The following is a 25,648-nucleotide window of genomic DNA, read 5'->3' on the forward strand; positions in this document are numbered from 1 at the left end:
GACTTGCTTCTAGAACAGGGGCAGGTTGATCACCAATCCCACGCCAACGATCAAGCCGTTGAAATCGATATTTGTATCTGAGGAATACCCAAAGCTAAATCCACCAAACACATTAAATTGGCTCTGAGGCGTAACGTTGTACGTGAGACGGCCCACTAGCTGTTGATAGATGTCATCTCGCACCTGTCGGGTAAAGTGTGACCAGGCAATCTGATAATCGATCGCCGCCTGAAAAGTGGGTGAAAGACTGTAGCCCAACGATGCGATCAGAGAGTGAATCAACCGATCGCGATCGCTCGGATCAGCAAAACTGGCACGAAACTGATAGAACGTATTTAAAGACACCCTGGGCGACAGCGGATCTTGGCGGTTGAGTTCGACGCGAATCGAGTGGTCATTAAAAAAGCGATCGCCTTTCAGAGCGTCCCGCAGTCCTGCTTTGGTGGTAAATAGCTGCTGATTGCTCCAGCCAATTTCTCCAAACATTCGGGGACTCAACCGCTGTAAAACTCCGGCTCTAAATCGCAGTTCGTTATAGTTGAGCGAACCAAATGTGCTGGAGCCTACTTGGTTTTTCATGCCGCCCAGGTTGGCATAGCGGATTAGACTGGCATCCAGCGAGGTGACAAGATAGGTTTGGGGCCCGATCGCAGGGGCGTAAAATAGGGTAAGACCCGATCGGATCAGTCCATCGTCTACCGGGTCAACGCCCGAAAATACATTCGTTGTCTTAAAGTAGTCCGCCCTTAGTAGCAAGTAGACAGAAGGTTGTCGCGCGACACGAGGTGCAGGGGGTTTTTGATCGAGCGGCCTTTCTCGGAGAATGGGAATGCCGAGTTCTGGGTCAAGCACACCTCCCAGGGTTAAAGGCGTGAGTTGCAAGGTTCCCAATTCGGGATCTCCGGGTCGAAGCTGCCGTCGCAGTCGCAAAATTCCCAATTCGGGGTCGGCGGTCGGTTGAGCCTGACTCAGCCAATTTAAGTTGGTGACAACTGTACAGTTTGTATCATCAACCCGCCAACAAAAAGACGCAGCCTCAGTAGATGAAGACGGCTCCTCTAGGCGGGTGATTTCTGTCCAATCTGAGATTGTCTTGTCGGGCTGATCGAGGTCAAACTGCTGGGGCGATCGAGCTTCTATCTTGCGAATTGGCTCCTGGGTAGTGAGATCGCTGGCTCGGTAAGATATTTGACTCTGTTTTGAAAGCGGCCTTGCGGTTTGTACGGATGCTTGTCGAGGAGGAGGAAAAGTCGCCTGCTGATGAATGGGAGGAGGGGAGGGGTGAGAAGGGGCTGCCCGATCGGTTAAGTCCTGGACATAAGCAGCAAACTGATGACTGCCAAAAGCGGAAGGGGGAGCCGGAGCATCTAATAAATCCGGACGATGCCAATCTCCGTTTAGAGACAAGGCCGAGGGGAGCGGCATGGCGCAAACTGAGGGGGCAAGCGTGGCGATCGCCCAAAAACAGGTCTGACCCAAAAGCTGATTTCGCCCAAACTTATGACGACGCATCGGTTGCTCAAGACTGAGAACTGCACGTCTACTAGATCGGTTTTGATTGCCCTTCCTGACTACCACCTGGCTCAACCCCTCACACTTTGTTCTAACTTTCAGGAACATTTGCCTACCTTGTCGCTATCCAACCTAATACAGATTGGTTTTACTCGATTCTTGATGAAGAGTTCTTAAAGCTTCTGGATACAATTCCATCTTTTCGGTAGTGCATGTAAAGTGAGGATAAAGACTGAATCTGTGTTTTCACCTATACGGGTTACGTCATTGTTCACAAGTTCCTGTAAAGTTTGATTTAGCAAGCCCTAAAGCACGGAGTTTGTCTAGTAGATCTAGATGGCTCTAGTGTCCCTCTGCCCTTGGAGCGTCTATGTCTCGCAAACTGTTCCTCGTCGTCACAACGATCGTTTTCTGCGGATTGGGTACGATTTTCTCGCCCAAGCCTGCCCGTGCGGAGGTGACCTTGAGCAAGGCCACCATTCAAGAATTAGTCCGTGAGGCTCGGCTGATGCGTGAAAACCAAGCTCCCCGCACTGCCAAGTTAAGAGATCTCATGACAACTGGGGATGCTTTGTCAACGGCTCGATCGGCTCGTGCAGCCTTGCGCTTTAATGATGGCTCTCTGGCTAGGGTGGGAGAACTTGCCCTATTTCGCTTTACCGCTGGGACTCGCAACTTTCGTCTAAGCAATGGGACGGTACTGCTGCTCATCCCGCCTGGCAGAGGTAGAACCAAGGTAAACACGCCCAATGCCTCAGCCGGAATTAGAGGATCAGCGTTGTTTGTCCGATATGACGCAGCAACCGATACGACGATCATTGGTGCCCTGACCGACAACCCCGACGGGCCAATGGATATTTCTAGCCGAAATGGACAACAGCAAGAACTCAAATCTGGGCAGATGGTCATCATTGTGAAAGACCAAATTCAAAAGCTCTATGAGTTTGACCTAAAGACTTTTTATGAAACCAGTGAGCTTGTCAGAGGTCTAGACCTAACCAAAGAGAATGGGGCAAATGCAGATGGCGATATTGCCGCTGTCCAAGGCGAGACCTCTGAGGCCTTTCAGAAGCAGAGCAAAGATCCGTTTCAGGGTGAGGGAGTGATTCAAGGCAAATTTGTGAGTCTTTCACCAATTGACTCCGACTTTTACCAAGAACCCTCCCAATCTGTTGCTACCCAAGATGGGATAAAACCTTCAGTCTCTAACCCTCTTGGAGACAATCTGGGTGACCTTCGACCGACTGTAAGCACCGGAGATTCGATCAATTCTGGGCAATCTTCTAATCCAGTACCTCCAGTACCTCCAGTACCTAATCCAGAACCTCCAACAATCACTCCCACCCCGGCTCCACCAGAACCCTCTGTCCAGACTCCTACACCAGGCCCGACTCAGGCACCTGTCGCGCCACCTACCCAGCAAAATCAGCCTCCACAGTCCATTCCTAACCCGCCCCCAGCAATACAAGCTCCGTCCCCTGTGACACCTCCCGTTCAGGCTCCAGCGCCAGCACCCGTTCAGGCTCCTGTCACACCACCTGTCGCTCCAACTCCGGCCCCCGTTCAGGCACCTGTCGCACCACCTGTTCAAGCTCCAACTCCACCTGTTCAAGCCCCTGTAACACCGCCTGTCCAAGCTCCAATATCGCCCCCTGTTCGGACACCTGTCACGCCTCCTGTCCAACCGCCTGTTCAAGCTCCAATCTCGCCCCCCGTCCAGACTCCTACTCCTGCACCGACTATCATTCCAACCCCGACTCAGGCTCCAGTCGTGCCACCTACCCAGCAAAATAACCCACCTGCGCCTGTACAGCAGACCCCAGCAGTACGATCGCCTCAAATCACTCCCACACTAGCTCCCGCCTTGGCACCATCCGCCACACCCGAATCCCCAGCGACAACGGGACAGGTTCAGCAGCCTGTGAGATAAGAGACACAACCAAAAAGAATGGGTGCCAGGTCATTTTGCGACTCAGCACCCAATTTTTTGTTTTTATAGTCCCCCAGAATTAGGAGGTTGGGAGGCAAAAGCTCCAAGCAACAAAGCGAAGACATTCATCGAATTGGCATCTGTCTGGAATTTGTTCCTTACGCAGAAGTCACTAACCGTTTACGAAGAGACTCAGCACGACGCTTGGCTGTTGGGTTTGTAGGTTCGTGACTGAGTGCCTGCTCATACATTTCTAGCGCTTGAGCCGCAAGCTGTTTGCGTTCGTAGGCATGACCGAGATTATTTAACCCTGTCACATAGTTGGGCGATGCTTTCAAAGCTTCTTTGTAGTTGCGAATCGCCAGATCATATTGCTCTTGAGCAAAGTAGGTAAAGCCCAACGCATTGTAGACCGCCGCCAACTCTGCACCTTCTAGCGTCCCTGTCTTGAGCGCTTTTTGAAACTGAGCGATCGCCTGCACATACAGCCGCTTATCCAACAAAATACTGCCCAGTTCGTAATATTCCAGCGCGGTGCCTTTTTCTTTGCTGAGTTTGCCTTGTAGACGAGAAAGCGCATTCTCAATCCGACGAGTTTTTAGCACCTGACGAAAGACCGCCACCCCAGCGATGGCCAGTAGCCCTAATAAAAATGAGATGTAAACGATCGGAAGATAGCTATCCATAAATTGTCACTCGCTGATGATAAAAAGGTTTCACGGCAGTCCCCAGTAGGCGGCCCGTTTCTCAAGCCATCCTTCAGAGTGCCAACGAGCGATCGCGCTGTCAATGCGTCGTCTTAATTCATCATACTGAACGCCTTTCGGCAGAACAATACAGAGCGGCTCGGTAGACAGACGCAAGGGCAGCAGTCGAAATTGAGGAAACTCTTGAACCCAGCCCGCCAATACACTCGCATCGGCCGCAAACGCGATCGCCCCTCCAGTCTCCAAAAGCTCTTGTCCCGCCTGGTAGGAATCAACGCCAACCAGTTTGATTTGAGGCAAACGATAGCGCAAACTAGCGATCGTACTGGAATCGTTGAGAACGGCGATCGTCTGACCATTCAAGTCTGAGACTTTCTGAATTCCTGAATTTTTAGTCACCAAAGCAGTCCCGTCTAAGTAATAGGGAGCGCTAAAGGCGACAATTCTAGAGCGAGAAGACGTAGCGGTGACTCTGGCAATCGTGAGATCAACCTGTCCCTCAGTGACAAGCATCAGGCGATCGCGGTTATTCACAACCTTAAAGGTGACGCTTTGCCGACCCAATATTTCTTCAGCTAACCTCTGAGCGATTTCAATCTCTAGCCCTTGTAGCTTGCCCTCAGCATCTCGAAACCCCAAAGGACGCAAGTTGTCTTTGACTCCAACGATCAACTGTCCCCGGCGCACGATCGTCTGCAAATCTGCCGCCAACGACTGAAGGGGCCACAACAACTGCGCCCCTAACACAAAGAGTCCAAAGACTTGAGGAATGACTTTAAGCATCCCAATGGAGCCAGACATCTGACTTAAGCTGATTTAGCCAGTTCTAGCACTTTTGCAAACCCTTCGGGATCAAGCACTGCCAACTGAGCCAGCATTTTGCGATTGATTTCAACCTCAGCTTTTTTGAGCTTGCCAATTAGCTGACTGTAGCTCAATCCGTGCATCCGGGCGGCGGCATTAATACGAGTAATCCACAGCCGACGAAAATCACGCTTCCGTTTGCGACGATCACGATAGGCATTCCGCAGCGCCTTCATTACCTGTTGGTTAGCGGTACGAAACAGACTTCCATGAGAGCCACGAAAGCCTTTAGCAAGTTTGAGAATTTTTTTGCGGCGCTTGCGAGCAACGTTACCGCGCTTTACCCGTGTCATTGTTCAGTTTTCCTAATGTTGATTCTGGTCTTGAGGCTAGAGAAATTGACAAGCCCATCACCTTACAAGTAAGGCAGCATCGCCCGTACGTTATCTGCATCGCGCTCATTGACGATCGCCGTTCCAGCGAGGCGACGACGACGACTGGGACTCTTGTGTTCTAAGAGGTGCTTTCTATGAGTGTTGCGGCGCACAATTTTGCCAGTTCCAGTCGCTCTGAAGCGCTTGGCGGCGGCTTTACGGGATTTCAGCTTGGGCATGGGTTTGCTCTAATTCGACACAGCCTTCTATCATAGAGCCAATTTTGGCGATCGCGCAAGACTCATCACGATTTAATCATGCGAGCGACCTCTATTGTAATCATCACAATTTTCTGAGGCTAAGGCTATTCCGTTGAGACCCCTACGACAGATAGAGTTTGTAGACGAACCACTCTTAACTTCAGACATGATCCCCGAACGATTACCCCTTTGGAAAACTCCAAAGGGACTGCGTGAGGTGTGAGTGGTTCGGTGCCGCTAAAAGCTTTTGAAGGGTTACGAGTCGATTGGCAATCGAGGGGTTATCTAACCCATTTCCGACACTTTGCGGTCAGTGAACTACAGATTTTGAGGCAGTTCCTAAATGATTTTGGTGAGGATTTATTGTGAACAGAAAGCAAGTATCTTTGACTCGTACCCTTTATCTGATTGGGCTATTGGCAAGTCTTCCCTTGATGGGAATGCCCGCGCTTGCGAAACAAGTTTCCCTTGAGGCCAGTGCAGTTGAATCTTCTCAAACTCTTCGTGTGAATAATGAAGTTCGCTCTTCGCTGCCGATCGAGATCGCTCAAGCCACCTCAGCCCCTTCTACCCCATCGGTATCTCAACTTTCACAAGCATCCGCCCCGATCGCGATGGATCAGGTGACTTCCGTATCACAGTTATCCGACGTGCGCCCCACGGACTGGGCATTTCAGGCGTTGCAGTCCCTTGTAGAACGGTATGGCTGTATTGCGGGGTATCCCGATCGTACCTATCGCGGCAACCGTGCCATGACTCGCTTTGAATTTGCGGCTGGGCTGAATGCGTGTCTCGATCGTGTCAATGAGTTAATTGCTGCCGCCACCGCAGACCTGGTGAAAAAAGAAGATTTGGCAACGCTCCAGAAGCTTCAAGAAGAATTTGCCGCAGAATTAGCCACCCTGCGCGGTCGAGTCGATGCGCTCGAAGCTCGAACCACCACGCTAGAAAAGCAGCAGTTCTCAACCACCACCAAACTGAGCGGAGAAGCTATCTTTAGCCTGTCGTCAGCGTATGGCTCCTATCGAGGCGGCAATGCTGGTTTTATCAACAATACAAATGGCAACTTAACACTGGCTCCTGGGGTAATTGGTGCGACACCAGCGGCCGTCTTGGCAGCAAATGCGCGGGCAGGTCGAGATGCTAATACTGTTTTCAACAACCGCGTTCGGCTCAATCTCAACACGAGCTTTTCTGGAAAAGACTTACTCATCACCGGGCTACAAGCCTACAACTTTGGGGGCGGGCCAAGCATTCTAGGCACAAGCGGCGGCAGTCTAGCCGGAACCTTGGGCTACGGGGATGCGGTGTTTGGCAATGCCAGTCATACTCGGTTGGGATTTGAGCCGCAGTTTCCTACAGTCAGTCCGCAAGACTTGGGCGCGAGAGGCGGTAATAATTCTGTTAGCCTCTATAAGCTGCTCTACATCTTCCCACTCGTCAATAAATTTACTGCCTTTGTCGGCACCAATGCAGAAGTGTCGGATGCGTTTCCCTCAATTTTGCCCTGGGCGAGTGAAGGGCAAGGCGCAATTTCTCGCTTTGCAACGTTACCAGCCGCTCAACGGGTTTCGGGTGGTACATCTCAGACGGGGTTGGCTTCTGCTGCGGGATTCATCTTTAATCTCTCAGACACGATCGACCTGCGTGCCCTTTATGGCAGCGTCAACGCCAACGTTGTGAACAATGCAGGATTTCCTGGCACACCGTTGGGGGCAGGCGTTTTTAACGGCAGCTATGTAGTAGCCACTCAATTGACGGTCAAACCGACGAGCGCGATCGACATCGGTCTCAACTACGCCCACAGCTATCACCAAATCAACATTCTGGGCACCGGGCTAGGAACGGGTGACATTGGCTCCGTCATCCCAGATCCGGCCAGACTTAACGCGGCTCAACTCGCTCAGTTTACGAGACGCAGTTCTACAGGGTTAGGCTTGCTGGGAGGCGTGGCTAACCAGGGCATCAAGCTCAACACCTTTGGGGCAACGGTGGCTTTCAAGTTTAGCCCGACGATCACGCTGGCTGGTTCTGCAAGTTACATTCGGGCTGATCTGGTGGATTTAGAGGCAGGTACAGACTTTCTCAGTTGGTTAGTCGGGATTCAGGTGAGAGATGTGTTTAGAAAAGGCAACTCTGCGGGCCTAATTTTCGGCAGCCCTCTTTATCGGATTGCGGTGCGCGATGCGGCCGTTTCTCCTGAAGATAGAACGCCTTATCAGGTAGAGGGCTACTTTAACTTTAGAGTCAATGACAACATCAGCATTACGCCCGGTGCGTTTGTGATCTTCAATCCTGAAGGCTTTAGTAGCAGTCGTACCGTCGTTGTGCCTGTGATTCGGACGACTTTTACCTTCTAGGGATGAGAGATGAGAGATGAAAGGTAATCTAACGTGAATTCGATGAGATCTTGCGCAGCAGTTGTCAGTCGAGATAGATGATCATCGATCGACCCATTCCAAAATCCCCTCATCCCTCATCCCTCATCCCTCAAAAAACCCGCCACTCTAAGATTCATCCGCTAAACTAGATCACTATGAAGGACAGTTCGCTGTTCGTCACCGAATTTCATGAAATCATTTCATGAGGAGTGGGCTAAAGTGACCCACTTTTTTTATTTGGAGCAGTATTCAAATGGCGCATCCCTTAATTCCTCAAATCCTTAACCTCGCTGCACCCGTGGCAGAGTCACTAGGCTTGGAAGTCGTTGCGGCCGTTTTTCAGACCAACCAAAGCCCGCCTGTGCTACGGGTCGATGTGCGAAACAAGCAGGATGACACGGGGCTAGAAGACTGTGAGCAAATGAGTCGTGCTCTTGAAGTGGCACTAGACGAAACTGAAATGATGCCTGAAGCCTACGTTTTGGAAGTCTCCAGTCCGGGGATTTCACGATCGCTCACTACCGATCGCGAATTTACTTCGTTTCGAGGCTTTCCGGCCATCATCAGCACCTCTGCACCCCATCAGGGTCAAACAGAGTGGACGGGCAACCTGATCAAGCGCGATGAAAAAGCCGTCTATCTCAGCTTAAAGGGGCGAACGATCGCCATTCCTCGCGAACTGGTAGACAAAGTGCTGCTGGCCGAAGGAGAGGAATAGCCTGATTTCTGTTTTGCCTGACTATCCAATCTAACAATCTAATACTCACGGAGATTTTCTTATGTCAATGGTCGCATTGCCTGGACTCAAAGACATGATCGACGGCATCAGCCGAGACCGCAATCTGCCCAAACTATCTGTACAAGCCGCTTTGAGAGAAGCCTTGATGAAGGGTTATGAACGGTTTCGCCGCACTCAACGCATCGACAACCCCAACTTTGAAGAAGACTATTTTGACAACTTTGAAGTCGAGCTAGACATTGAGGAAGAAGGGTTTCGCGTGTTGGCAACCAAGACGATCGTCGAAGAGGTCAACAACCCCGACCACCAAATCGCCCTCAAAGAAGTTTTGGAAGTCGCCGCCGAAGCTCAGACAGGCGATACTGTCGTACTGGATGTCACCCCTGAACAAGGCGATTTTGGGCGGATGGCCGCGATTCAAACCAAGCAAGTTTTGGCCCAAAAGCTACGAGACCAGCAGCGCAAACTGGTTCAAGAAGAATTTCAGGAGCTAGAAGGCACAATTTTGCAGGCGAGAGTGCTGCGATTTGAACGGCAATCGGTAATCATGGCGGTCACCAGCGGGTTTGGTCAGCCAGAAGTCGAAGCCGAATTGCTCAAGCGGGATCAACTGCCCAACGATAACTATCGAGCCAACGCCACATTCAGGGTTTACCTAAAAAAGGTGAGTGAAGGGTCACATCGTGGCCCGCAGCTTGTTGTATCAAGGGCCGATGCGGGACTGGTCGTTTATTTGTTTGAAAACGAAGTGCCCGAAATTCAGGACGACATTGTGCGGATTGTGGCGGTGGCGCGGGAGGCTAATCCTCCGTCTCGCTATGTGGGCCCGCGTACCAAGATTGCTGTCGATACGTTAGAACGCGATGTCGATCCGGTAGGGGCCTGCATTGGGGCGCGGGGGTCTCGAATTCAGGCAGTGGTGAACGAGTTGCGGGGCGAAAAGATTGATGTGATTCGCTGGTCGCCCGATCCGTCTACTTACATTTCTAATGCGTTGAGTCCGGCGCGGGTGGATGAAGTGCGATTAGTCGATCCGGATGGTCGGCAGGCTCATGTGCTGGTGGCCGAGGATCAGTTGAGTTTGGCGATCGGGAAAGAAGGTCAAAACGTCCGTCTCGCCGCTCGGCTCACAGGTTGGAAAATTGACATCAAAGACATCGCCAAATACGATTACGAAGCCGAAAACCAGAAGATTGCGGCGATCGCAGAAGCTCGACGGATCGCTCAAGAAAAGGCTGATGCCGAAGCCGCTCAGTACGACGACTACGAAGAGGAATACGAAGAGGAGGAATACGAAGAGGAACCAGAAGAACCTCAACAGCCCGAAGTCGATGAGCCTCAAGAAGAGGAGCTAGAAGCAGAAGAAGTCTAGAGGCAGCAGATTTGAGCGGATGAAACGAATGAGCGATCGACTCACAGATCTTCGTTCGTTTCGTCTGTGGTCGAAATCCGTTGCTATTCGCTAACGAAACACTCGATTCACATCCCAAACAAATTCCGGCAACACATCTTCACCGGATAGGACGATCGGAGAAGGAATTGTTTCTACAGCCTGCCCCGGACGGTAGATTTTAGCTTGCGGTGTTTGCGGATCGAGCAACCAACCCAATCGAACGCCATTCTCAATATATTCCTGCATTTATGAATTTGATTGCCGCTCTACAAAGTATTCCTGACCCTGGGCGAGGGGCGGGTCAGCGTCTTTCCTGATGGGTGTTTCTGCGGTTCATCATTCTCGGCACCAGGCATGGCGAGGGGGATAGCGAGCAGGGTGGTTTCATACAAGAAAAAAATAGTGAGGATTTTTGATTCCTTCGTTGAGATTCGCTCAAAGTTACGAACGCTACGCGCCACAAAGTGTTCGCAGAGACTGAAAAATCAGGCTTCTGGGTTTTCCTTTTGGTGTACGAAACCACCCTGTACCCCAGAGTTGGGGGGTGGGGGCAGAAGCTGTGAACAACGAAGCGAAAAAACTCTCATCGAATTCACGTCACATTAGGCTTTACTGCCGACTGAAGGGCTGGAGGACGATCGCCGCTCCTTCTTGCCGCATCGACTCCGATAAAGCGCTCAAAACTTGCACTAGTTCTGCCCCTAGCCACCCCGAAGAAATTTGAGAAGGCTGATTTTGTTGGACACAGGTCAAAAAATGGTCACAGACTTGCTGGAGTGGCTCACCGGGCGGCAGATTCAAACGTTCACGGCGTTGGTCAACTGGGATAAAGTGCGGCCCCTTTTTCTCAAACTGTCCACAATGCAGACATAGGGGATCGGCTGCCAGTTCATCAAAAATTAACGCCCCCTGACTCCCGACCAGACTGATGCGCCGCTGTTTGTCAGGATTGAGCCAACTGAGATGAAGCGTTGCGCGAAAACCACTGGGGTAAGTGAGCGTCGCCCAAACCACATCCGCCAACCCTTGAGAAAAATCAGGCAGCCCCAACTGAGGCTGAATCCAAACCTGACCCTTTGCCTGCACTTCACAGGGCAGTTCTCCTAGCCAATAGTTGAGAATCGCAATATCGTGAATCGCCAGATCCCACAAAGCGTCTACATCTTGTCGCACCGGGCTGAGATGAGTCCGCGCCGCATACCCGTAGCGCAAATCGCCCAACCTTTGGATCGCGTCCTTTCCAGTTAGCACTGCGGGATGAAACAGATAGGTGTGATCGATCACCAGTTGCCGTTGCTGTTGGGCGGCTAGACGACAAAGCTCTAACGATTCCTCGACCTTCAGGGTCAAAGGCTTTTCTGCTAAAACGTGAAAGCCCTGCTTGAGAGCGGCTGTAATCATCGGGTAGTGGGTGACGGCCGGAGTTGCGATCGCCACCCCTTCCACGCTGTCCAAGTCCATCACCTCTCGCCAGTCAGTTGTCAGCAAAGTTCGCTTGTCTAGATCAAACTTTTGGGTCGCCGCCGCCAGACTCTCAGCTTGAGGATCGACCACTGCCACTACCTGCGATCGAGGATTCTGCAAAAAATTTCGCAACAGATGCACACCCCACCGACCCACGCCAAAGACTGCAATTCTCGTTTGATGTGACATTGATGTTCCTAACGTTCTGAGTTTTGAGCGGTTCCCATTCAGCCCTCAAACGGACTCCGTTTCTTGACTCAGGGACACAAAAGCGACCTGGGCGGCTGCCTGTTCTGCGGCTTTGCGCGATCGCCCCATCCCTCTGCCCAGACATTTTCCCTGAAGCCAAACTTCTGAAGTAAATCGTTCGGGATCGTTGTGAGTTTTCCCAGATTCCTGGGTGCGATATTCAGGTAAGACTTTTTGACGCCCTTGAGTCCAACTTTGTAGGGCAGCTTTGTAGTTTTGCCGCGCCGGGTCTGCCAAAATCTCAGCAGATAAGGGTTCAAAATGACGATCGAGCCACGGGCGAACTAGCTGTAGCGTATGAGTACTCAGATAAAGGGCTGCAAGAACGGCTTCTAGAGAGTCTGCGAGACGAGATTCTTTGCCGGCCTGATCCGCCATCGCACTCGCAGAAACCAGCAAATAGCGATCGAACCCATATTCATCAGCAATCAAAGCGAGAACACGATCGCTGACCAGAACCGATCGCATTGCGGTAAATTCGCCAACCTTAAGATTGGGATAGGTTTCAAGTAAAAACTCAGCCGCCGCCAGTTTAACCACGGCATCCCCGACGAATTCAAGCTGCTCATAGTTGGCCTCAGCAGAAACAGTCGAGTGCGTTAGGGCCAGGTCTAGCAGCTCCCAGCGAATCGCAGCCTGCTCAAGCACGCCCAATCGTTGTAATAGGGTTTGTAACTGTTGCTGACGGCGCGGATAGTGTAAGGTCATCCTTCGATCAAGTGTAGAGAGAACAGTCTTCTTCTACCCTACTCCTTACGCCTCATCCCAACCGCCCATTTTTTACTTTCAAGCAGAGCGGAGAAACTCATAGGTGCGGCAAATCTCGCCGATCGTCGCCGTTGTCAACAGGGGAACTTCACAGGTTTCTCGCGTCGCTGCATCCAGCGTAATCGTAGTAACTTTTAGCTGATCAGAGGTGGGCAAAAAAGCCGTCGATTCTAGCTTGCCCAGATGCCAATGCTGAAGACGAACTTGCTCGATCGTCCCCGGAAACACCCCCGCCAAAAGCGCCAAGACCTCACTCGGTAAGCTAATAACAACCTGCCGCCCAAAGAATTCTTCAAACCCGGCCAGCAGTCTCTCGGCTCTCATCGCTGGATCGGGATGTTCGACAATTTTGTGGAGCCAGCGTCCCCATTGAATGCGCCGCCCATAGGCTCTGCGACGACCTTCAAGAGTGTGGAGGGGCAACAGTTCTGGGGAGCCGATCGCAATCACAGCTTGGTAACACTGCTCCGCCAAACTGCTGACGGCCGCGCCGGGGCCGGCAAACTCAGCATGAAACTCTTTGCAGAGAATCAGTCCACTCTTTTTTTGTTCGCTGATCGCTAGAAGGGGTTCAGAAGTGAGGGCAACTTCCGACCGTTGGGAGGGGATGAGGGTAGTAATCTGACTGTTCACGGGCTTATCCTACAGATCTGTAGGCACAGCGATCCTCTGGAATAAGGTAGACTTCCTGATGATTTCATCGTAAGTCAGGTTCCAGGCATCTTGTCGAATCGCGACAGCCACTTTGCGGAATCTACATAAATTAAATTTCTGCTTGAAAATTGCGGATTGGTGAAAAAGTTTGGGCGATCGCTTTGTAGCAGTTTTCGCGGCAGTTGATGGAAAGGTCAAGAAAGGGTGGAGTGAATTCAATCAAAAACGGCTCTAAGGCGATTTCCACAAAAGAAGTTAACCCAAGGTCGGGTGGGCATTACAGACATCGACGAGACGCTATGGGGCTAAATTTGGGAAATTTACGCAATGTGCGACTTCTTTGATAGAAAGCTCCCAAGTGATCAACGCAATGGTCTCAAGTCGGACTGTCGCGACAAAGTGGAGAAGAGCCAGTCATAAGCCGGGTTCTGTTCTTTGAATGCAAGCACGAATGCAAAACACGAATGCAAAACATTCAGAGGGCAGTTATCTATCTGGGACATCTGTTGCCAAATGCCTCAAGCGGATGCGCTCCCAAAAGTTTCCTTCTGACAGCTCGGAACTGGAAAAAGACCAACCATTGTTCCTTCGACCTTGCTCCCAACCGGGGTTTACCGAGCCAGCACCTCTCGATACTGCTGGTACGCTCTTACCGCACCTTTGCACCCTTACCAATGAGAAGGATGAGGGATGAGGGATGAGGGATGAATTTGTAGTTCTTCCGTCTACCTTTGACCTTCAGCCTGACAACTGGCGGTATTTTTCTGTGGCACTATCCTCACGATCGCTCGCACTGGGAATTACCCAGCAGGTCTGGTCTTTGGGGAGTCCGGACTTTCCTCAGACGGGTAAAAAACTTCTACCGCGTCCGCAACTGCCTACCCTGACTCTTCTCCATTTTCCAGTTTAGTCGGAGTTGGTGAACGATTACTTTTTGCGAGGGTTCCAAGGGAGGCCGGCTGTCCAGTCGAGTTTGGTGAGGGTAAAGGTGCAGATGACCTGGGTGCGATCGCCCGTGGGGGAGATAGTGTTGGGGCCAGTCAGACGCATGGTCAGATAAAGGGAAAATTTTACAGGTTCCTTCATCTCCATGAAGTTTTTGTAGCGTTTTCGCTGGGCTTCTGTAGATTTTTTGGGGTCTGGCTTCTCCAGATTAATGATGGTTTTGGCGATGTCCATTGCGCCATCGTCGCCTTTGCGGGTGAGCATGTCCTCAGCGACGATCGCTTCTTTGAGCGTTCTGCCGGGGGCGATGACACTAAACACTTGGGTTTGTGAAAGATCGAGGGTGGTGCCAGGGGGCAGGCGGGTGACACGGCGCGATCGACCATCAAGATCCGTCATTGAGCAGTAGTCCCAATCGATGTAGATGGGGTGATCCTGGGATTTGTTGTTGATGCTGATGGCGAGTTGTTTTAGCGTGTGAAATTCGTAGTGCGAGTCAAATTTGAAGCTAACGCCAAGGATCTCTGAGAGATTGTGGGCGGCAAGGTGCTGTTTAAGTTCGTCGTCGTTTAGGGCGATATGAAACTCATCGTTAAACGAGTCTACAATTTGGTACAGAACATAAGTGACGCATAGCAGATAGACCGTAAGAAGCACAAAGTCGAGTTCAGTCATCGTTGACCCCAAACCTAAAGACGACGGACTGTAGACCTTATACCATCTCATCTGGCGTTCAAACGATTTGTGAGGCAGTTTTGTTAGAGGTCTAGCGGACACCCAAGTGAGGGGTATGACCCCTTAGTCAAATCGATATGGGCCTGGAAAGAGCAGGTTATGAAGGCAAAAAAATCGGCAGAGAAGTCTGATTCTTCCCTACCGAATTGAATGACACAAACTAGGAGCAAACGAGATTCAACGTTCATCAGTCTGAGCGATGCTTTTTGGGGTGTTTGTAATCTCCTTGATAGGGTTGTACTCCGGTTTCGGGATAAGAGTCATCGGTGGGGCCAAAAATGCGAGACATGGCACCAGAAATGTACGAAACAACGTCATCAATCACTTTAGGAAGGCTCATAAAATTCACCTCTGAACAGGTTGATTGGATGTGAGCTTGAAGCGAGTTGTGTATCCTGAGTGGTCTTGATCCTATGTGATTGATTATGATGAATTTCGGTTCAATTTGGACGCAAATACATTATTTATTTACGTTTATCGACTCGTCTCAGAGAGTTGTTTATATTTCGATATTTTTGGATGAGTTTTGTTTCTGAAATAAAACAAATAGGCTTGCTTGAGTCGAGCTTTGCAATTAGTTCTTAATATTTCAATCAAAAAAATTGCTGCTTTGAGCCTGATTTGAGAGGAGCGATTTCTTCGAGTTACCTGCAAGGGGTCGTTCTTTAAAGACAATAAGTTTGTGCCTAAATTTCTATCAGTTTCTAATGTGATTTCTCTATACTCCTCCTACGATTCCTTTTTGGTGCGATCGCCAGAGGTTTTGATAGAAAGTACTATAAACAGAGTCGCTTAGAAGGGCTAAGTCGCCGTATATTTCGCCTTCTCCAGGTTTTTTACTCAACCATTTTGTAGTTTTCTGCACCTTCGCTTATTGATTTTTGGTTTTTTTAACTATAATTATGGAATGGCTTCAACGGAGTTTTTCTAGTGCCCTATGAGCCTCCGTAGCCCAAAAACAACCCTCATTCATCTAAGGAGAAACGGGTGGAAGACGCGGAATTAACGATCGCCCCCCATGACTACAGCCTTTTGACTGACCTATATCAGTTGACAATGGCAGCTTGCTACGTGGGCGAAAACCTCGATCAGCGCCGAGCCAGCTTTGAACTGACTGTCAGGCGTTTACCTGCTAAGTTTGGCTACTTGATTGCGATGGGTTTGGCTCAAGCGCTGGATTATTTAGAAAAACTTCACTTTAGCTCTCAACAGCTTGATGCACTGCGAGCTACGGGCATGTTTGATCAGGTTCCAGAACGGTTTTGGACGCTGTTGAGAGCGGCTCGTTTTACGGGAGACGTGTGGGCGGTTTCTGAAGGAACGGCTGTCTTTGCAAACGAACCTTTGCTGCGAATTGAAGCCCCACTTTGGCAAGCCCAACTGGTCGAAACCTATTTATTGAATACCCTGAATTATCAGACGTTGATTGCGACTCGTGCGGCGCGATCGCGAGACATCGCCGGATCACAAGCAACCCTTTTAGAGTTTGGCACTCGTCGGGCATTCAGTCCGCAGGCTTCTCTCTGGGCGGCTCGTGCAGCTTTGGCGGCGGGGTTTGATGCAACGTCCAATGTATTGGCTGCGGTGAAACTGGGGCGTAATCCGACGGGGACGATGGCCCACGCGCTGGTGATGGCGTTGAGTGCCATTGCGGGCAGTGAGTCAGATGCGTTTACCGCCTTTCATCGCTACTTTCCGGGTGCGCCGTTGTTGATTGATACCTATGACACGATCGCCGCCGCCCGTCAGCTATCTGAACCTTTTAGAAAGGGCGAACTTGATTTGGCAGGCATTCGTATCGATTCGGGCGATTTGGTTTCTCTGTCTCAGCAGGTGCGCGAATGGTTACCCGGCGTTCCGATTTTTGCCAGCGGCGACCTGGATGAGTGGAAGATTGCCGAATTCAAAGCCGCAGGTGCCTGTATTGATGGCTATGGGTTGGGAACTCAGTTGGTGACAGGTGCGCCCGTGAATGGGGTTTATAAACTGGTCGAAATTGATGATATTCCCGTGATGAAGGAGTCGCCCGGAAAAATCACGTATCCTGGACGCAAGCAGATTTTTCGGCAGGTTGAGAATGGAAGGGTGGTGAGCGATCGTTTAGGTTTAGTTAACGAATCACCGATCGCCTCAGAACAACCGCTGATGCAGCTTGTAGTCAAACAGGGACAGCGTTTGCAAGAGTTGGAAAATTTAGGAACGATCGCCCACCGTACGGCCGCTTCTGTGATCAGCTTGCCACCTGAAACCCGTGACATCAATCAACCAAATTCTATTCCTCTAACCCTTTCTGGCTCCCTGTCCCATCTCATCGAAACAACCCGAAAGCATCCCTAGCACTTCCTGTCATCCCTCATCCTCCCCTCCATGCAGCAAATTGCTCTTTTTGGAACTAGCGCTGACCCACCTACCACGGGGCATTTGACCATTTTGAGGTGGCTGTCTCATCGCTTTGATGAAGTGGCGGTTTGGGCTTCTGACAATCCGTTCAAATCGCATCAGACTGCATTGGAACATCGGACGGCGATGCTGCGGTTGTTGATTCATGAATTGGATTTGCCCAGGCTTCATCAATTGGATTTGCCCAGGCTTCATGAGTTGGATTTGCCCAGGCAAAATGTACAGGTTTATCCAGAATTGAGCAGTCCGCGATCGCTGATCACCGTAGAACGCGCCCAACAGCACTGGAACGGGGCAGAATTTACGCTCGTCATTGGTGCCGATTTGGTGAGTCAATTACCTCAGTGGTTTCGCGTCGAAGATCTGCTGAAACAGGTGAAACTATTGGTGGTGCCGCGACCTGGATATTCTCTCGTGAGCCAGGATCTAAACCGTTTGAGACAGATGGGAGCCGATGTGACGATCGCCGATCTCAGTGCCCCAGATGTTTCCTCGACCGCCTATCGTGAGCAGGGAGAGACTGAGAGCGTCACCCCGCCGATTCAAGACTATATCGATCGGGAGCAACTGTACGGATGTCACGCACGCAGAGAAAAACTGCCCATCCATTAAAAGGTGAGGCACTTGCAGACTTTAGGGTTGGAGTCGATAACGCCATTTTTTCGGTCGATACGGCGCAAAATCGGCTGTTGGTTTTGTTGGTGATGCGTCAGGAGGAGCCGTTTCTCGATCGCTGGAGTTTGCCCGGAACGCTGGTGCGTCGAGGAGAATCGCTGGAGAAAGCAGCTTATCGAATTTTGTCGGAGAAGATTCGCGCTCGAAATCTTTATCTAGAGCAGTTGTATACCTTTGGCGGGCCAAATCGCGATCCGCGTGAAGCTGATGACAGCTATGGGGTGCGTTATTTGTCGGTGAGCTATTTTGCGTTAGTCCGGTTTGCCGAAGCTGAACTAATTGCCGATGGTGTGAGTGGGATTGCCTGGTATCCGTTGGATCAGTTGCCGCAGTTGGCGTTTGATCACAACACGATTTTGGAATATGGACATCATCGCCTCAAAAATAAATTGGAGTACAGTCCAGTGGCGTTTGATGTGTTGCCAGAAGTGTTTACGTTGAGCGATCTTTATCAACTTTATACAACCGTTTTGGGTGAGAATTTTTCGGATTATTCAAACTTTCGATCGCGCCTCCTCAAGCTAGGTTTTCTCTGCGATACCGGAATCAAAGTTTCACGCGGAGCGGGCCGTCCAGCCAGTTTATATCGCTTTGATGCCGAGGCTTTTGCTCCTTTAAAGGACAAGCCATTAGTGTTTATTTAAAGCAAAGTTAGAACGAAAAGTGAGAATCGGCTTATGAGAGAACACTGTCTTTACTTAAGTGATATTTTAGAGGGAATTTCTCGTATCGAATTTTACACGTTGGAAGGGCGAGAAGTGTTCCTGAATACTCGAATAATTCAAGATGCGGCAATTCGTAATCTTGAAGTTATTAGCAAAGCAGTGAAACATCTATTAAATAAGGCTGAAGGCGTTTACTTTGATGATGCATTGAGAAATATTGAAAGGATAGGAAGTGTTTTGATCCATGATTACATCTACGTTGATTTAGATGAAGTTTGGGAAGTTATTAAGCAAGATTTACCAATCTTTAAAGCACAAATTACAGCGATCGCCCAAAATTTACAAGGAGATATTTGATGAAAGTTGCGATCGCTCAACTCAACCCCACGATCGGTGATCTCAAAGGCAACGCCCAACGAATTTTAGACGCTGCACATCAGGCATCTAACGAAGGCGCAAGGCTTTTATTAACGCCTGAACTTTCTCTTTGTGGCTATCCGCCTCGTGATTTGTTGCTCAATCCGAGCTTTGTGGAAGAAATGTCTAAAACGTTGCTTAAACTGGCGACACAATTGCCGTCTGGATTGGCAGTTTTGGTGGGAACGGTGGATTTGAACGTGCGATCGCTAACAACCGGAGGAAAGCCTCTTTTTAACAGTGTGGCACTTTTAGAACAGGGAAAGATTCGACAGATTTTTCACAAAAGATTGCTGCCAACTTACGACGTATTCGACGAAGATCGCTACTTTGAACCAGGCAATGAAGCGAATCATTTCACATTAGATTTAGGGTCAACGTCTATTCATATCGGCGTGACAATCTGTGAAGATCTTTGGAATGACGAAGAGTTTTGGGGTAAACGAACTTATAACTTGAATCCGATCGCTGACCTCGCTCAAAGAGGCGTTGACTTTACGATCAATCTGTCTGCTTCGCCTTATACAGTTGGCAAGCAAAAATTACGCGAATCGATGTTGAAGCATGGGGCAATTCGATTTAATCAGCCCATGATCTATGCTAATCAAGTCGGCGGAAATGATGATTTAATTTTTGATGGGAGTAGTGTAGTTGTCGATCGTCAGGGCAATTTAATCTGTCGCGCTCTTGGATTTGAGGCTGATTTTGTGACGGTTGATTACGATGTTGAAAAGCGAGATTTTTCGCCGAGTTCGATCGCGCTTGAACCTGACTGCGATGAGGCTGAAATTTGGTCGGCTTTGGTGTTGGGTGTGCGAGACTATGCGCGAAAGTGTGGTTTTTCTAAAGTAGTTTTGGGCTTGAGTGGTGGGATTGATTCCGCATTGGTGGCGGCGATCGCGGCCTCTGCTCTCGGTGCCAAAAACGTGTTAGGAATTCTCATGCCATCGCCCTACAGTTCTGATCATTCAGTTGGGGATGCTTTGGCACTGGCGCAAAATTTAGGAATTCAAACTCAAAAGTTACCGATCGAACATTTGATGAATGCCTATGATCAAACGCTAGAAGAACTCTTTGCTGGAACGTCGTTTGGTGTTGCCGAAGAGAACATTCAATCTAGAATTCGCGGCACTTTGTTAATGGCAATTGCGAATAAATTTGGGTATCTATTGATTTCGACAGGCAACAAATCTGAGATGGCGGTGGGTTATTGTACGCTGTATGGCGATATGAATGGGGGATTGGCGGCGATCGCTGATGTCCCTAAAACGCGAGTGTATTCAATTTGTGAATGGCTCAATTGTCGAAGTTCATCGGAACTAATTCCTACCAACATTTTGACCAAACCACCCAGCGCCGAATTGAAACCTGGACAGGTCGATCAGGATTCTTTACCGCCTTATGAAGTGTTAGATGATATTCTCGATCGCTTCATTCATCAACATCAATCTGCCACAGAAATTATCGCTGCTGGACATGATGCAACGGTGGTCGATCGCGTGGTCAAGCTAATTACAATTGCTGAATTCAAACGCAAACAAGCTCCTCCGGGAATTAAGATTACCGATCGCGCGTTTGGCACAGGTTGGAGAATGCCGATCGCCAGCAAACAAACCTCCTATTAACGAGTAGGATTTAGTAAGTCACAAACATCACCTGGATAAAGCGAATATGACTCAAACTAAGCAGAGGTTTTCAAGTTTTGAGGAATATCTTGGCTACGACGATGGAACGGACAATGTGTATGAATTATTCAATGGGGAGTTAATTGAAGTGCCGCCAGAGTCAGGATTTAATGTTGGGATTGCAGTTTTTCTGACAATTCAACTTGCTGCGATCGTAGGATATCTGAGAGTTAGACCTCATGGTTTAGAAGTTGAAGTGATGGGTGAACCTCGGAATCGATTTCCAGACCTGACCATTATTCGTGAGGAACACATTGCACAACTGGAGCGGCGCAATACCATTCGTCTGTCAATGGCTCCTCCTTTGTTGGTGGTTGAAGTGGTTAGCCCTGGCGACTTGCAGCGAGATCGTGATTACATTGCAAAACTGGGACAATATGGAGCGATCGCCATTCCTGAATATTGGATTATTGATCCCGAAACTCAGGTGGTGTCGGTCTGTGAACTAATGAATGGAGCTTATGAAATAAAGGAATTTCGAGGGAGCGACCCTTGCGGTATCTGCGAAGCAGCACGAGTTCAATCTCAGCTTGAAATCCTTCAAAATTTGCAGTTAACGGCTGAAGAGATCTTAAAAGCAGGCATTTAGAAAAGCGACATTTTGTCTAAGTTTCTATTGAGAAAATTTGTGCTGCGGTTAATGTTAATTCTGGAAAGGTATCGGAAATTATTCGGTCTTTTCCTCGAAATTGTTGCACTTGATACTCATTTTCAACTAGCTGATAAACCGAGAGGGTCGGCTGTTTGGGAGAGCCAATATATCGCTTTGCGCCCAGTCCTTTGAAATCGACAATCCAATACTCAGGAATGCCCATTTGCTCGTAGTCGGTCACCTTACGCCCATAGTCGGTGCCCCAGTTGGTGCTGACCACTTCTACGGCGAGTTTGATCGATTTGCCCTGTTCGATCGTCGATGATTTTTTCCAGCGTGGCTCGTCTTCAAGCGCTGCCTTGTCCAAAATAAGAATATCTGGTTGATAGCCAGTGTCCTCACCGGGAGGCTTCACAAGGTAGGTTCTGGGAATGATGTAGGGCAATTGCAGTCGCCGAATTTCCAGAAACAACTCACCTGTGGTAAACGCGGTCACTTCTTCGTGATCACCTGTTGGCAACATCTCAATTACGCCTCCTCTATAAAGCTCGTAGCGCCCTTCTCCATCGGGATACCACGCTACAAACTCCTCAAAACTCATGAACTTTGGCGAAGCTTGAAACATGCTGCTTGCCTCTCTGATTTTTCAACTGATATTACGATAACGCGAACCAAAAGATTTTATATTAATGCTGGAATACTTCCATCAAAATGCTTCAAGATTTGTGATAAGTTAGCCTTAATCCTTCCACTAAGCAGGTATCCAATCTTGAGGTTAAAGGGTACAGGTAGATCATCGTTTAGTCCGCATGATTTGCCGAACAAGATGAAGCCGAGACAATTTTGCCGCCTGTGGTTCAACGTCAGTGAAGAAGACGAGAAAGCCAGAGGTTACCGTACACAATGCGTAAAACTCCTTTCCCGCGTGATCGGCTTAGAAGAAGACACGGTTGAGCGCTGGGGTTCAGGAGTCGATTTCCCTGGGATGCCTGACCAATACGAAAATACTCTGGGCTATGCCATGACTATCAAACGAATGCTAGAGGAAGGCGGAAGGAGTCAACGCGAAATCTTTCAGGCCGTCTTGCAACAGCTAGAAGATTCATAAAATTTATTATTGCACTATTCTCCAAGTTTTTACTGGAAACTCTCATCCAAAACTCTTGACCCCAACTCAGGGGTTTTTTATTGTCAGAGAGTTCAACTATTTTTCATGACCTCCAAAATATGAGTTATCAAGACTCGCTCAAGCCGTGGGTAATTTATCGTCGCCTGCCCAATTTTCAGCGTCAATTGATTGAGAGATTTCGTCGTCGCCCCCACGCGGAAGAATATTTGAAAGCAATTCAAACCCTTGACCCAGATGGCGAATTTGAAATTGTCTACGAGATGGTTCCTACCAAGAACGATTTAGATGAAGCCCGATCGCTCCCGTCATACCCCCAGCGGTCGATTTACAACTAAAAGAACCAGAATTAGTCTTAAATCATTTAGCGCGATCGCCATTTCGACTCGATCACCCGATAAAGTAGAGTGCGATGATAGGATAAAGTGATTCCTCAGAATTCCGACCGATATACTGGGAAACAAAAATTTCTAATCATGTCATGGGTGATGAGTGAGCGAAAGCCAGCAGACTCGTTGCCCACTCCTGTCTCAACCTACCTCCTCACGATCGCAGCGCAATGGTACTATCTTCGACACCCAATTCCACCGCCCGCAAGCTTTCTAAAGTCGAAGGACTCAAAGATCGCAGTGACTTTTTGCGGGAACCCGTCGCGTCTGAACTTCTCCTCGACACGACCCATTTCACCGAGGATGCCATCCAGATCCTCAAGTTTCACGGCTCCTACCAGCAAGACAACCGCGACAATCGGGTGAAGGGGCAAGAAAAAGACTATCAAATGATGCTCAGAACCCGCAGTCCAGGTGGCTTTATTCCTCCTCAGCTTTATCTAGCGTTGGATGATATTGCCAATGAGTACGGCAATCAGACGATTCGAGCTACGACACGCCAAGGGTTCCAGCTTCACGGCATTCTCAAGAAGAATTTGAAGGCAGCGATCGCCGCGATCGTTCGCAACTTGGGGAATACACTGGGCGCTTGTGGCGATGTCAATCGTAACGTCATGGCTCCTCCGGCTCCCTTTAGAAATCGTCCTGAGTACCAGTTTGCCTACGAGTATTCGCATCGAATTGCCGATTTGTTGACTCCTCAAACAGGCGCTTATTACGAAATTTGGCTAGATGGTGAGAGATTCATTTCAGCCGAAGAGAATCCTGAAGTCGTCGCGGCTCGTCAAAAAAATGGGACTGGAAAGATCGTTCACGACAACCCCGAACCGATTTATGGCAAACATTACATGCCTCGCAAATTCAAAATTGCGGTGACGGTGCCTGGTGATAACTCGGTCGATTTGTATTCTCAAGATGTCAGTCTCGTCGTCATCACCAACGATCAGGGCGAACTCGAAGGCTTCAACATCTTTGCGGGTGGCGGATTGGGAAAAACCCACAACAAAGAAGAAACCTTTCCTCGGATTGCGGATGAGATTGGCTATGTCGCCAAAGACGATGTGTATGATGCCGTGAAAGCGATCGTCGCGACTCAACGAGATTATGGCGATCGCAGCGATCGTCGTCACGCCCGCATGAAATATCTGATCGAAGATTGGGGAGTCGAAAAGTTTCGCGCCAAGGTCGAAGAATACTTTGGTAAAAAGCTGGAGCCATTCAAACCTCTGCCCAAATTTGAGTATCTCGACTTTCTCGGCTGGCAAGAACAGGGAGACGGCAAGCTGTTTGTAGGCATTTCGGTTGAAAACGGTCGCGTCAAAAATGAAGGATCATTTCAGCTCAAGACGGCACTGCGCGAGATTGTTGAAACATACAATTTGCCAATGTTGGTCACGCCCAGCCAAAACCTGATTTTTTACGAAATTGATCCCGCTCAAAAGGACGAAATTCAAGCCATTCTGACTCGCTGCGGCATCAAGTCTGTCGAAGAGATTGATCCTTTAGTCCGCTACTCGATGGCTTGTCCTGCTTTGCCCACTTGCGGACTGGCGACGGCGGAATCAGAACGAGTCATCCCCAGCATTTTGGGACGGATTCGATCGCTCCTCACCAAAGTTGGGCTTCCCGACGAGCATTTCATCATTCGCATGACAGGTTGCCCCAATGGTTGCGCCCGCCCCTACCTCGCAGAACTGGGATTTGTTGGCAACGGCCCAGACACTTATCAAATTTGGCTTGGCGCTGCGCCCAACCAAACGCGACTGTCACAAACCTACATCGAAAAGCTGCACATTGATAATCTAGAAACTGAGCTAGAACCCATTTTTGTGTTATTCAAGAAATCGCGTAGTTTGGGAGAAAGCTTTGGTGATTTTTGCGATCGCCTCGGTTTCGATCAGATTCGTCAATTTGTCAGCAGTTACCAACTTTCAGAACCCATGATTGAAAATTCACTCGAAGATACGGCTGTGGCAGAAACGTCTCTAGAATCCGCCGCCGAAGATTCTGTAGAAGATACCGTCGTGGCCCAGGAGATGTCTGAGGAAGTTCTTGCCAAGCCCAAACGCAATCGAATTCCACGAGTCAGCATCCAGCGCGAAGTTTATCTCCGTCTTCAGCAAACCTCTGTCCAGCAAAACAAACCGATTACTCAACTGGTTGCTGAGGCGTTAGACGCTTATTTGCCGCCGATCGAGCCTTAGATCGCGATCAATTAGCAGCCCCCTAAATCCCCCACACGTAAGAGACTCTGAGCCGAAACTCTTATCCGGAAGTCTCCCAAAATTGGGGGTCAGAAGCTCTCCACATCGAAGCGAAAGAACTTGATGTAACTCACATTAATCCAACGTGAATTCGATGAGGTTTTTTTGCTTCGTTCTTCAGCGCTTCTGCCCCCCAACCCCCCAAAATTGGGGGACTTTCAGACAAGATCTTGGGTTCAAAGTCCCTCACTCGTGGGGGATTTAGGGGGCTGCCTCGATTCACAACCGCAGCGAAAGATTTCATCGAATTCACGTTAATCCAGTTGATTTCCAATTTTATCGGTGGTCGATCGCCCTTCAAAATTCCTTCAGCTTTAAACATTGGGTGAGCAAACATGTTAGCTACTCCAATCAATCTCTATCTAGAACCAGGGCAAAAAGTAACGCTTCAGCCTGTCTCGTGGCAGGAGTTTGAAGCAATTTTGGCGAACCTTGGAGAGCATCGCTCGTCACATATCGCCTATGCCCTGCTTGACTGACAAAACTAGGAAGCTGGAATGCAAGAGAGGACAGTAAATTC

General features: G+C 49.4%; 26 protein-coding genes and 1 other RNA gene. 14 read left to right on the forward strand and 13 right to left on the reverse strand.

All coding sequences use genetic code 11. From position 1 onward, the window contains the following. Nucleotides 1-9: 9 nt before the first annotated feature. Complete coding sequence (locus ACKFKF_RS21435) at nt 10-1,512, reverse strand: hypothetical protein (RefSeq protein WP_446869603.1); 1,503 nt, start codon at nt 1,510-1,512, stop codon at nt 10-12. Between the two features lie 370 nt (nt 1,513-1,882). On the opposite strand from ACKFKF_RS21435, the gene ACKFKF_RS21440 reads away from it, so the two are divergent. After that, nucleotides 1,883-3,442 (forward strand): FecR domain-containing protein, encoded by a 1,560-nt coding sequence (locus ACKFKF_RS21440; protein ID WP_446869604.1) that lies wholly within the window; start codon nt 1,883-1,885, stop codon nt 3,440-3,442. 158 nt (nt 3,443-3,600) lie between these two features. Here ACKFKF_RS21440 and ACKFKF_RS21445 read toward each other — a convergent pair whose 3' ends face one another. The 4 genes from ACKFKF_RS21445 to rpmI all read right to left on the reverse strand — a co-directional run bounded on the left by ACKFKF_RS21445 (nt 3,601) and on the right by rpmI (nt 5,566). Beyond that, nucleotides 3,601-4,128, reverse strand: coding sequence for a tetratricopeptide repeat protein (locus ACKFKF_RS21445; RefSeq protein WP_446858788.1), 528 nt, complete (start codon nt 4,126-4,128; stop codon nt 3,601-3,603). 30 nt (nt 4,129-4,158) lie between these two features. Next, nucleotides 4,159-4,950, reverse strand: a complete 792-nt coding sequence (locus ACKFKF_RS21450) for a transporter substrate-binding domain-containing protein (protein ID WP_446869605.1) — start codon at nt 4,948-4,950, stop codon at nt 4,159-4,161. Nucleotides 4,951-4,955: 5 nt separating this feature from the next. Continuing rightward, complete coding sequence (gene rplT / locus ACKFKF_RS21455) at nt 4,956-5,306, reverse strand: 50S ribosomal protein L20 (RefSeq protein ID WP_446858790.1); 351 nt, start codon at nt 5,304-5,306, stop codon at nt 4,956-4,958. Nucleotides 5,307-5,368: 62 nt separating this feature from the next. After that, a complete protein-coding gene (gene rpmI / locus ACKFKF_RS21460; protein ID WP_446858791.1) occupies nt 5,369-5,566 on the reverse strand; it encodes a 50S ribosomal protein L35 in 198 nt (65 codons plus the stop codon). Between the two features lie 455 nt (nt 5,567-6,021). Between rpmI and ACKFKF_RS21465 the strand changes: the two genes are divergently transcribed. From ACKFKF_RS21465 to nusA, 3 genes are all read left to right on the forward strand, one after another. Continuing rightward, nucleotides 6,022-7,947 carry an iron uptake porin gene (locus ACKFKF_RS21465; protein ID WP_446869617.1) on the forward strand — a complete coding sequence of 642 codons (1,926 nt, stop codon included), beginning with the start codon at nt 6,022-6,024 and terminating at the stop codon, nt 7,945-7,947. A gap of 274 nt (nt 7,948-8,221) precedes the next feature. Continuing rightward, on the forward strand, nt 8,222-8,686 hold the full coding sequence (gene rimP / locus ACKFKF_RS21470; protein WP_446858792.1) for a ribosome maturation factor RimP: 465 nt from the start codon (nt 8,222-8,224) through the stop codon (nt 8,684-8,686). Between the two features lie 61 nt (nt 8,687-8,747). Then, complete coding sequence (gene nusA, locus ACKFKF_RS21475) at nt 8,748-10,079, forward strand: transcription termination factor NusA (protein ID WP_446858793.1); 1,332 nt, start codon at nt 8,748-8,750, stop codon at nt 10,077-10,079. A gap of 90 nt (nt 10,080-10,169) precedes the next feature. Here the strand turns inward: nusA and ACKFKF_RS21480 are convergent, their stop codons facing one another. The 7 genes from ACKFKF_RS21480 to ACKFKF_RS21510 all read right to left on the reverse strand — a co-directional run bounded on the left by ACKFKF_RS21480 (nt 10,170) and on the right by ACKFKF_RS21510 (nt 15,255). Beyond that, the gene (locus ACKFKF_RS21480) at nt 10,170-10,346 is read right to left on the reverse strand and encodes a Uma2 family endonuclease (protein ID WP_446869606.1); all 177 of its coding nucleotides are present in this window, start codon (nt 10,344-10,346) and stop codon (nt 10,170-10,172) included. A 363-nt stretch (nt 10,347-10,709) separates the two neighbouring features. Next, the gene (locus ACKFKF_RS21485; RefSeq protein ID WP_446869607.1) at nt 10,710-11,753 is read right to left on the reverse strand and encodes a Gfo/Idh/MocA family protein; all 1,044 of its coding nucleotides are present in this window, start codon (nt 11,751-11,753) and stop codon (nt 10,710-10,712) included. A gap of 45 nt (nt 11,754-11,798) precedes the next feature. After that, nucleotides 11,799-12,521: a ribonuclease III gene (gene rnc / locus ACKFKF_RS21490; RefSeq protein WP_446860794.1), complete on the reverse strand. Its 723-nt coding sequence runs from the start codon at nt 12,519-12,521 to the stop codon at nt 11,799-11,801. 78 nt (nt 12,522-12,599) lie between these two features. Beyond that, the gene (locus ACKFKF_RS21495; RefSeq protein ID WP_446860792.1) at nt 12,600-13,214 is read right to left on the reverse strand and encodes a hypothetical protein; all 615 of its coding nucleotides are present in this window, start codon (nt 13,212-13,214) and stop codon (nt 12,600-12,602) included. A 423-nt stretch (nt 13,215-13,637) separates the two neighbouring features. Next, nucleotides 13,638-14,126: RNase P RNA component class A (rnpB, locus tag ACKFKF_RS21500), an RNA gene on the reverse strand. A gap of 36 nt (nt 14,127-14,162) precedes the next feature. Next, nucleotides 14,163-14,855 (reverse strand): hypothetical protein, encoded by a 693-nt coding sequence (locus tag ACKFKF_RS21505; protein ID WP_446860791.1) that lies wholly within the window; start codon nt 14,853-14,855, stop codon nt 14,163-14,165. A 247-nt stretch (nt 14,856-15,102) separates the two neighbouring features. After that, nucleotides 15,103-15,255, reverse strand: coding sequence for a hypothetical protein (locus ACKFKF_RS21510; RefSeq protein ID WP_446860790.1), 153 nt, complete (start codon nt 15,253-15,255; stop codon nt 15,103-15,105). A 647-nt stretch (nt 15,256-15,902) separates the two neighbouring features. Here ACKFKF_RS21510 and ACKFKF_RS21515 point away from each other — a divergent pair. The 6 genes from ACKFKF_RS21515 to ACKFKF_RS21540 are packed head-to-tail and all read left to right on the forward strand — an operon-like array spanning nt 15,903 to nt 21,346. After that, the gene (locus ACKFKF_RS21515) at nt 15,903-17,252 is read left to right on the forward strand and encodes a nicotinate phosphoribosyltransferase (protein ID WP_446869608.1); all 1,350 of its coding nucleotides are present in this window, start codon (nt 15,903-15,905) and stop codon (nt 17,250-17,252) included. Between the two features lie 30 nt (nt 17,253-17,282). Further along, nucleotides 17,283-17,927 carry a nicotinate-nucleotide adenylyltransferase gene (locus ACKFKF_RS21520; RefSeq protein WP_446869609.1) on the forward strand — a complete coding sequence of 215 codons (645 nt, stop codon included), beginning with the start codon at nt 17,283-17,285 and terminating at the stop codon, nt 17,925-17,927. Next, a complete protein-coding gene (locus ACKFKF_RS21525; protein ID WP_446869610.1) occupies nt 17,891-18,634 on the forward strand; it encodes an NUDIX hydrolase in 744 nt (247 codons plus the stop codon). Before ACKFKF_RS21520 ends, ACKFKF_RS21525 begins: the two co-directional genes overlap by 37 nt. A 33-nt stretch (nt 18,635-18,667) precedes the next feature. Continuing rightward, nucleotides 18,668-19,012 (forward strand): HepT-like ribonuclease domain-containing protein, encoded by a 345-nt coding sequence (locus ACKFKF_RS21530; RefSeq protein ID WP_446869611.1) that lies wholly within the window; start codon nt 18,668-18,670, stop codon nt 19,010-19,012. Beyond that, nucleotides 19,012-20,697, forward strand: a complete 1,686-nt coding sequence (locus tag ACKFKF_RS21535) for an NAD+ synthase (protein ID WP_446869612.1) — start codon at nt 19,012-19,014, stop codon at nt 20,695-20,697. The genes ACKFKF_RS21530 and ACKFKF_RS21535 overlap by 1 nt, the downstream gene beginning before the upstream one ends. 46 nt (nt 20,698-20,743) lie before the next feature. Continuing rightward, entirely contained in the window at nt 20,744-21,346 is a 603-nt protein-coding gene (locus ACKFKF_RS21540) for a Uma2 family endonuclease (protein ID WP_446869613.1), read from the forward strand. Nucleotides 21,347-21,362: 16 nt separating this feature from the next. On the opposite strand, the gene ACKFKF_RS21545 is transcribed toward ACKFKF_RS21540, so the two are convergent. Next, nucleotides 21,363-21,974: a Uma2 family endonuclease gene (locus ACKFKF_RS21545; RefSeq protein WP_446869614.1), complete on the reverse strand. Its 612-nt coding sequence runs from the start codon at nt 21,972-21,974 to the stop codon at nt 21,363-21,365. A 201-nt stretch (nt 21,975-22,175) separates the two neighbouring features. Here ACKFKF_RS21545 and ACKFKF_RS21550 point away from each other — a divergent pair, with 201 nt between their 5' ends. From ACKFKF_RS21550 to ACKFKF_RS21565, 4 genes are all read left to right on the forward strand, one after another. After that, nucleotides 22,176-22,457, forward strand: a complete 282-nt coding sequence (locus ACKFKF_RS21550; RefSeq protein ID WP_446860781.1) for a hypothetical protein — start codon at nt 22,176-22,178, stop codon at nt 22,455-22,457. Nucleotides 22,458-22,576: 119 nt separating this feature from the next. Next, nucleotides 22,577-22,813, forward strand: coding sequence for a hypothetical protein (locus tag ACKFKF_RS21555; protein WP_446860780.1), 237 nt, complete (start codon nt 22,577-22,579; stop codon nt 22,811-22,813). Nucleotides 22,814-23,034: 221 nt separating this feature from the next. Further along, the gene (gene sir, locus ACKFKF_RS21560) at nt 23,035-25,068 is read left to right on the forward strand and encodes a sulfite reductase, ferredoxin dependent (protein ID WP_446869615.1); all 2,034 of its coding nucleotides are present in this window, start codon (nt 23,035-23,037) and stop codon (nt 25,066-25,068) included. A gap of 395 nt (nt 25,069-25,463) precedes the next feature. Next, entirely contained in the window at nt 25,464-25,607 is a 144-nt protein-coding gene (locus tag ACKFKF_RS21565; protein WP_446869616.1) for a hypothetical protein, read from the forward strand. Nucleotides 25,608-25,648 lie beyond the last annotated feature (41 nt).

It is taken from the genome of Phormidesmis sp. 146-12 (assembly GCF_052939495.1).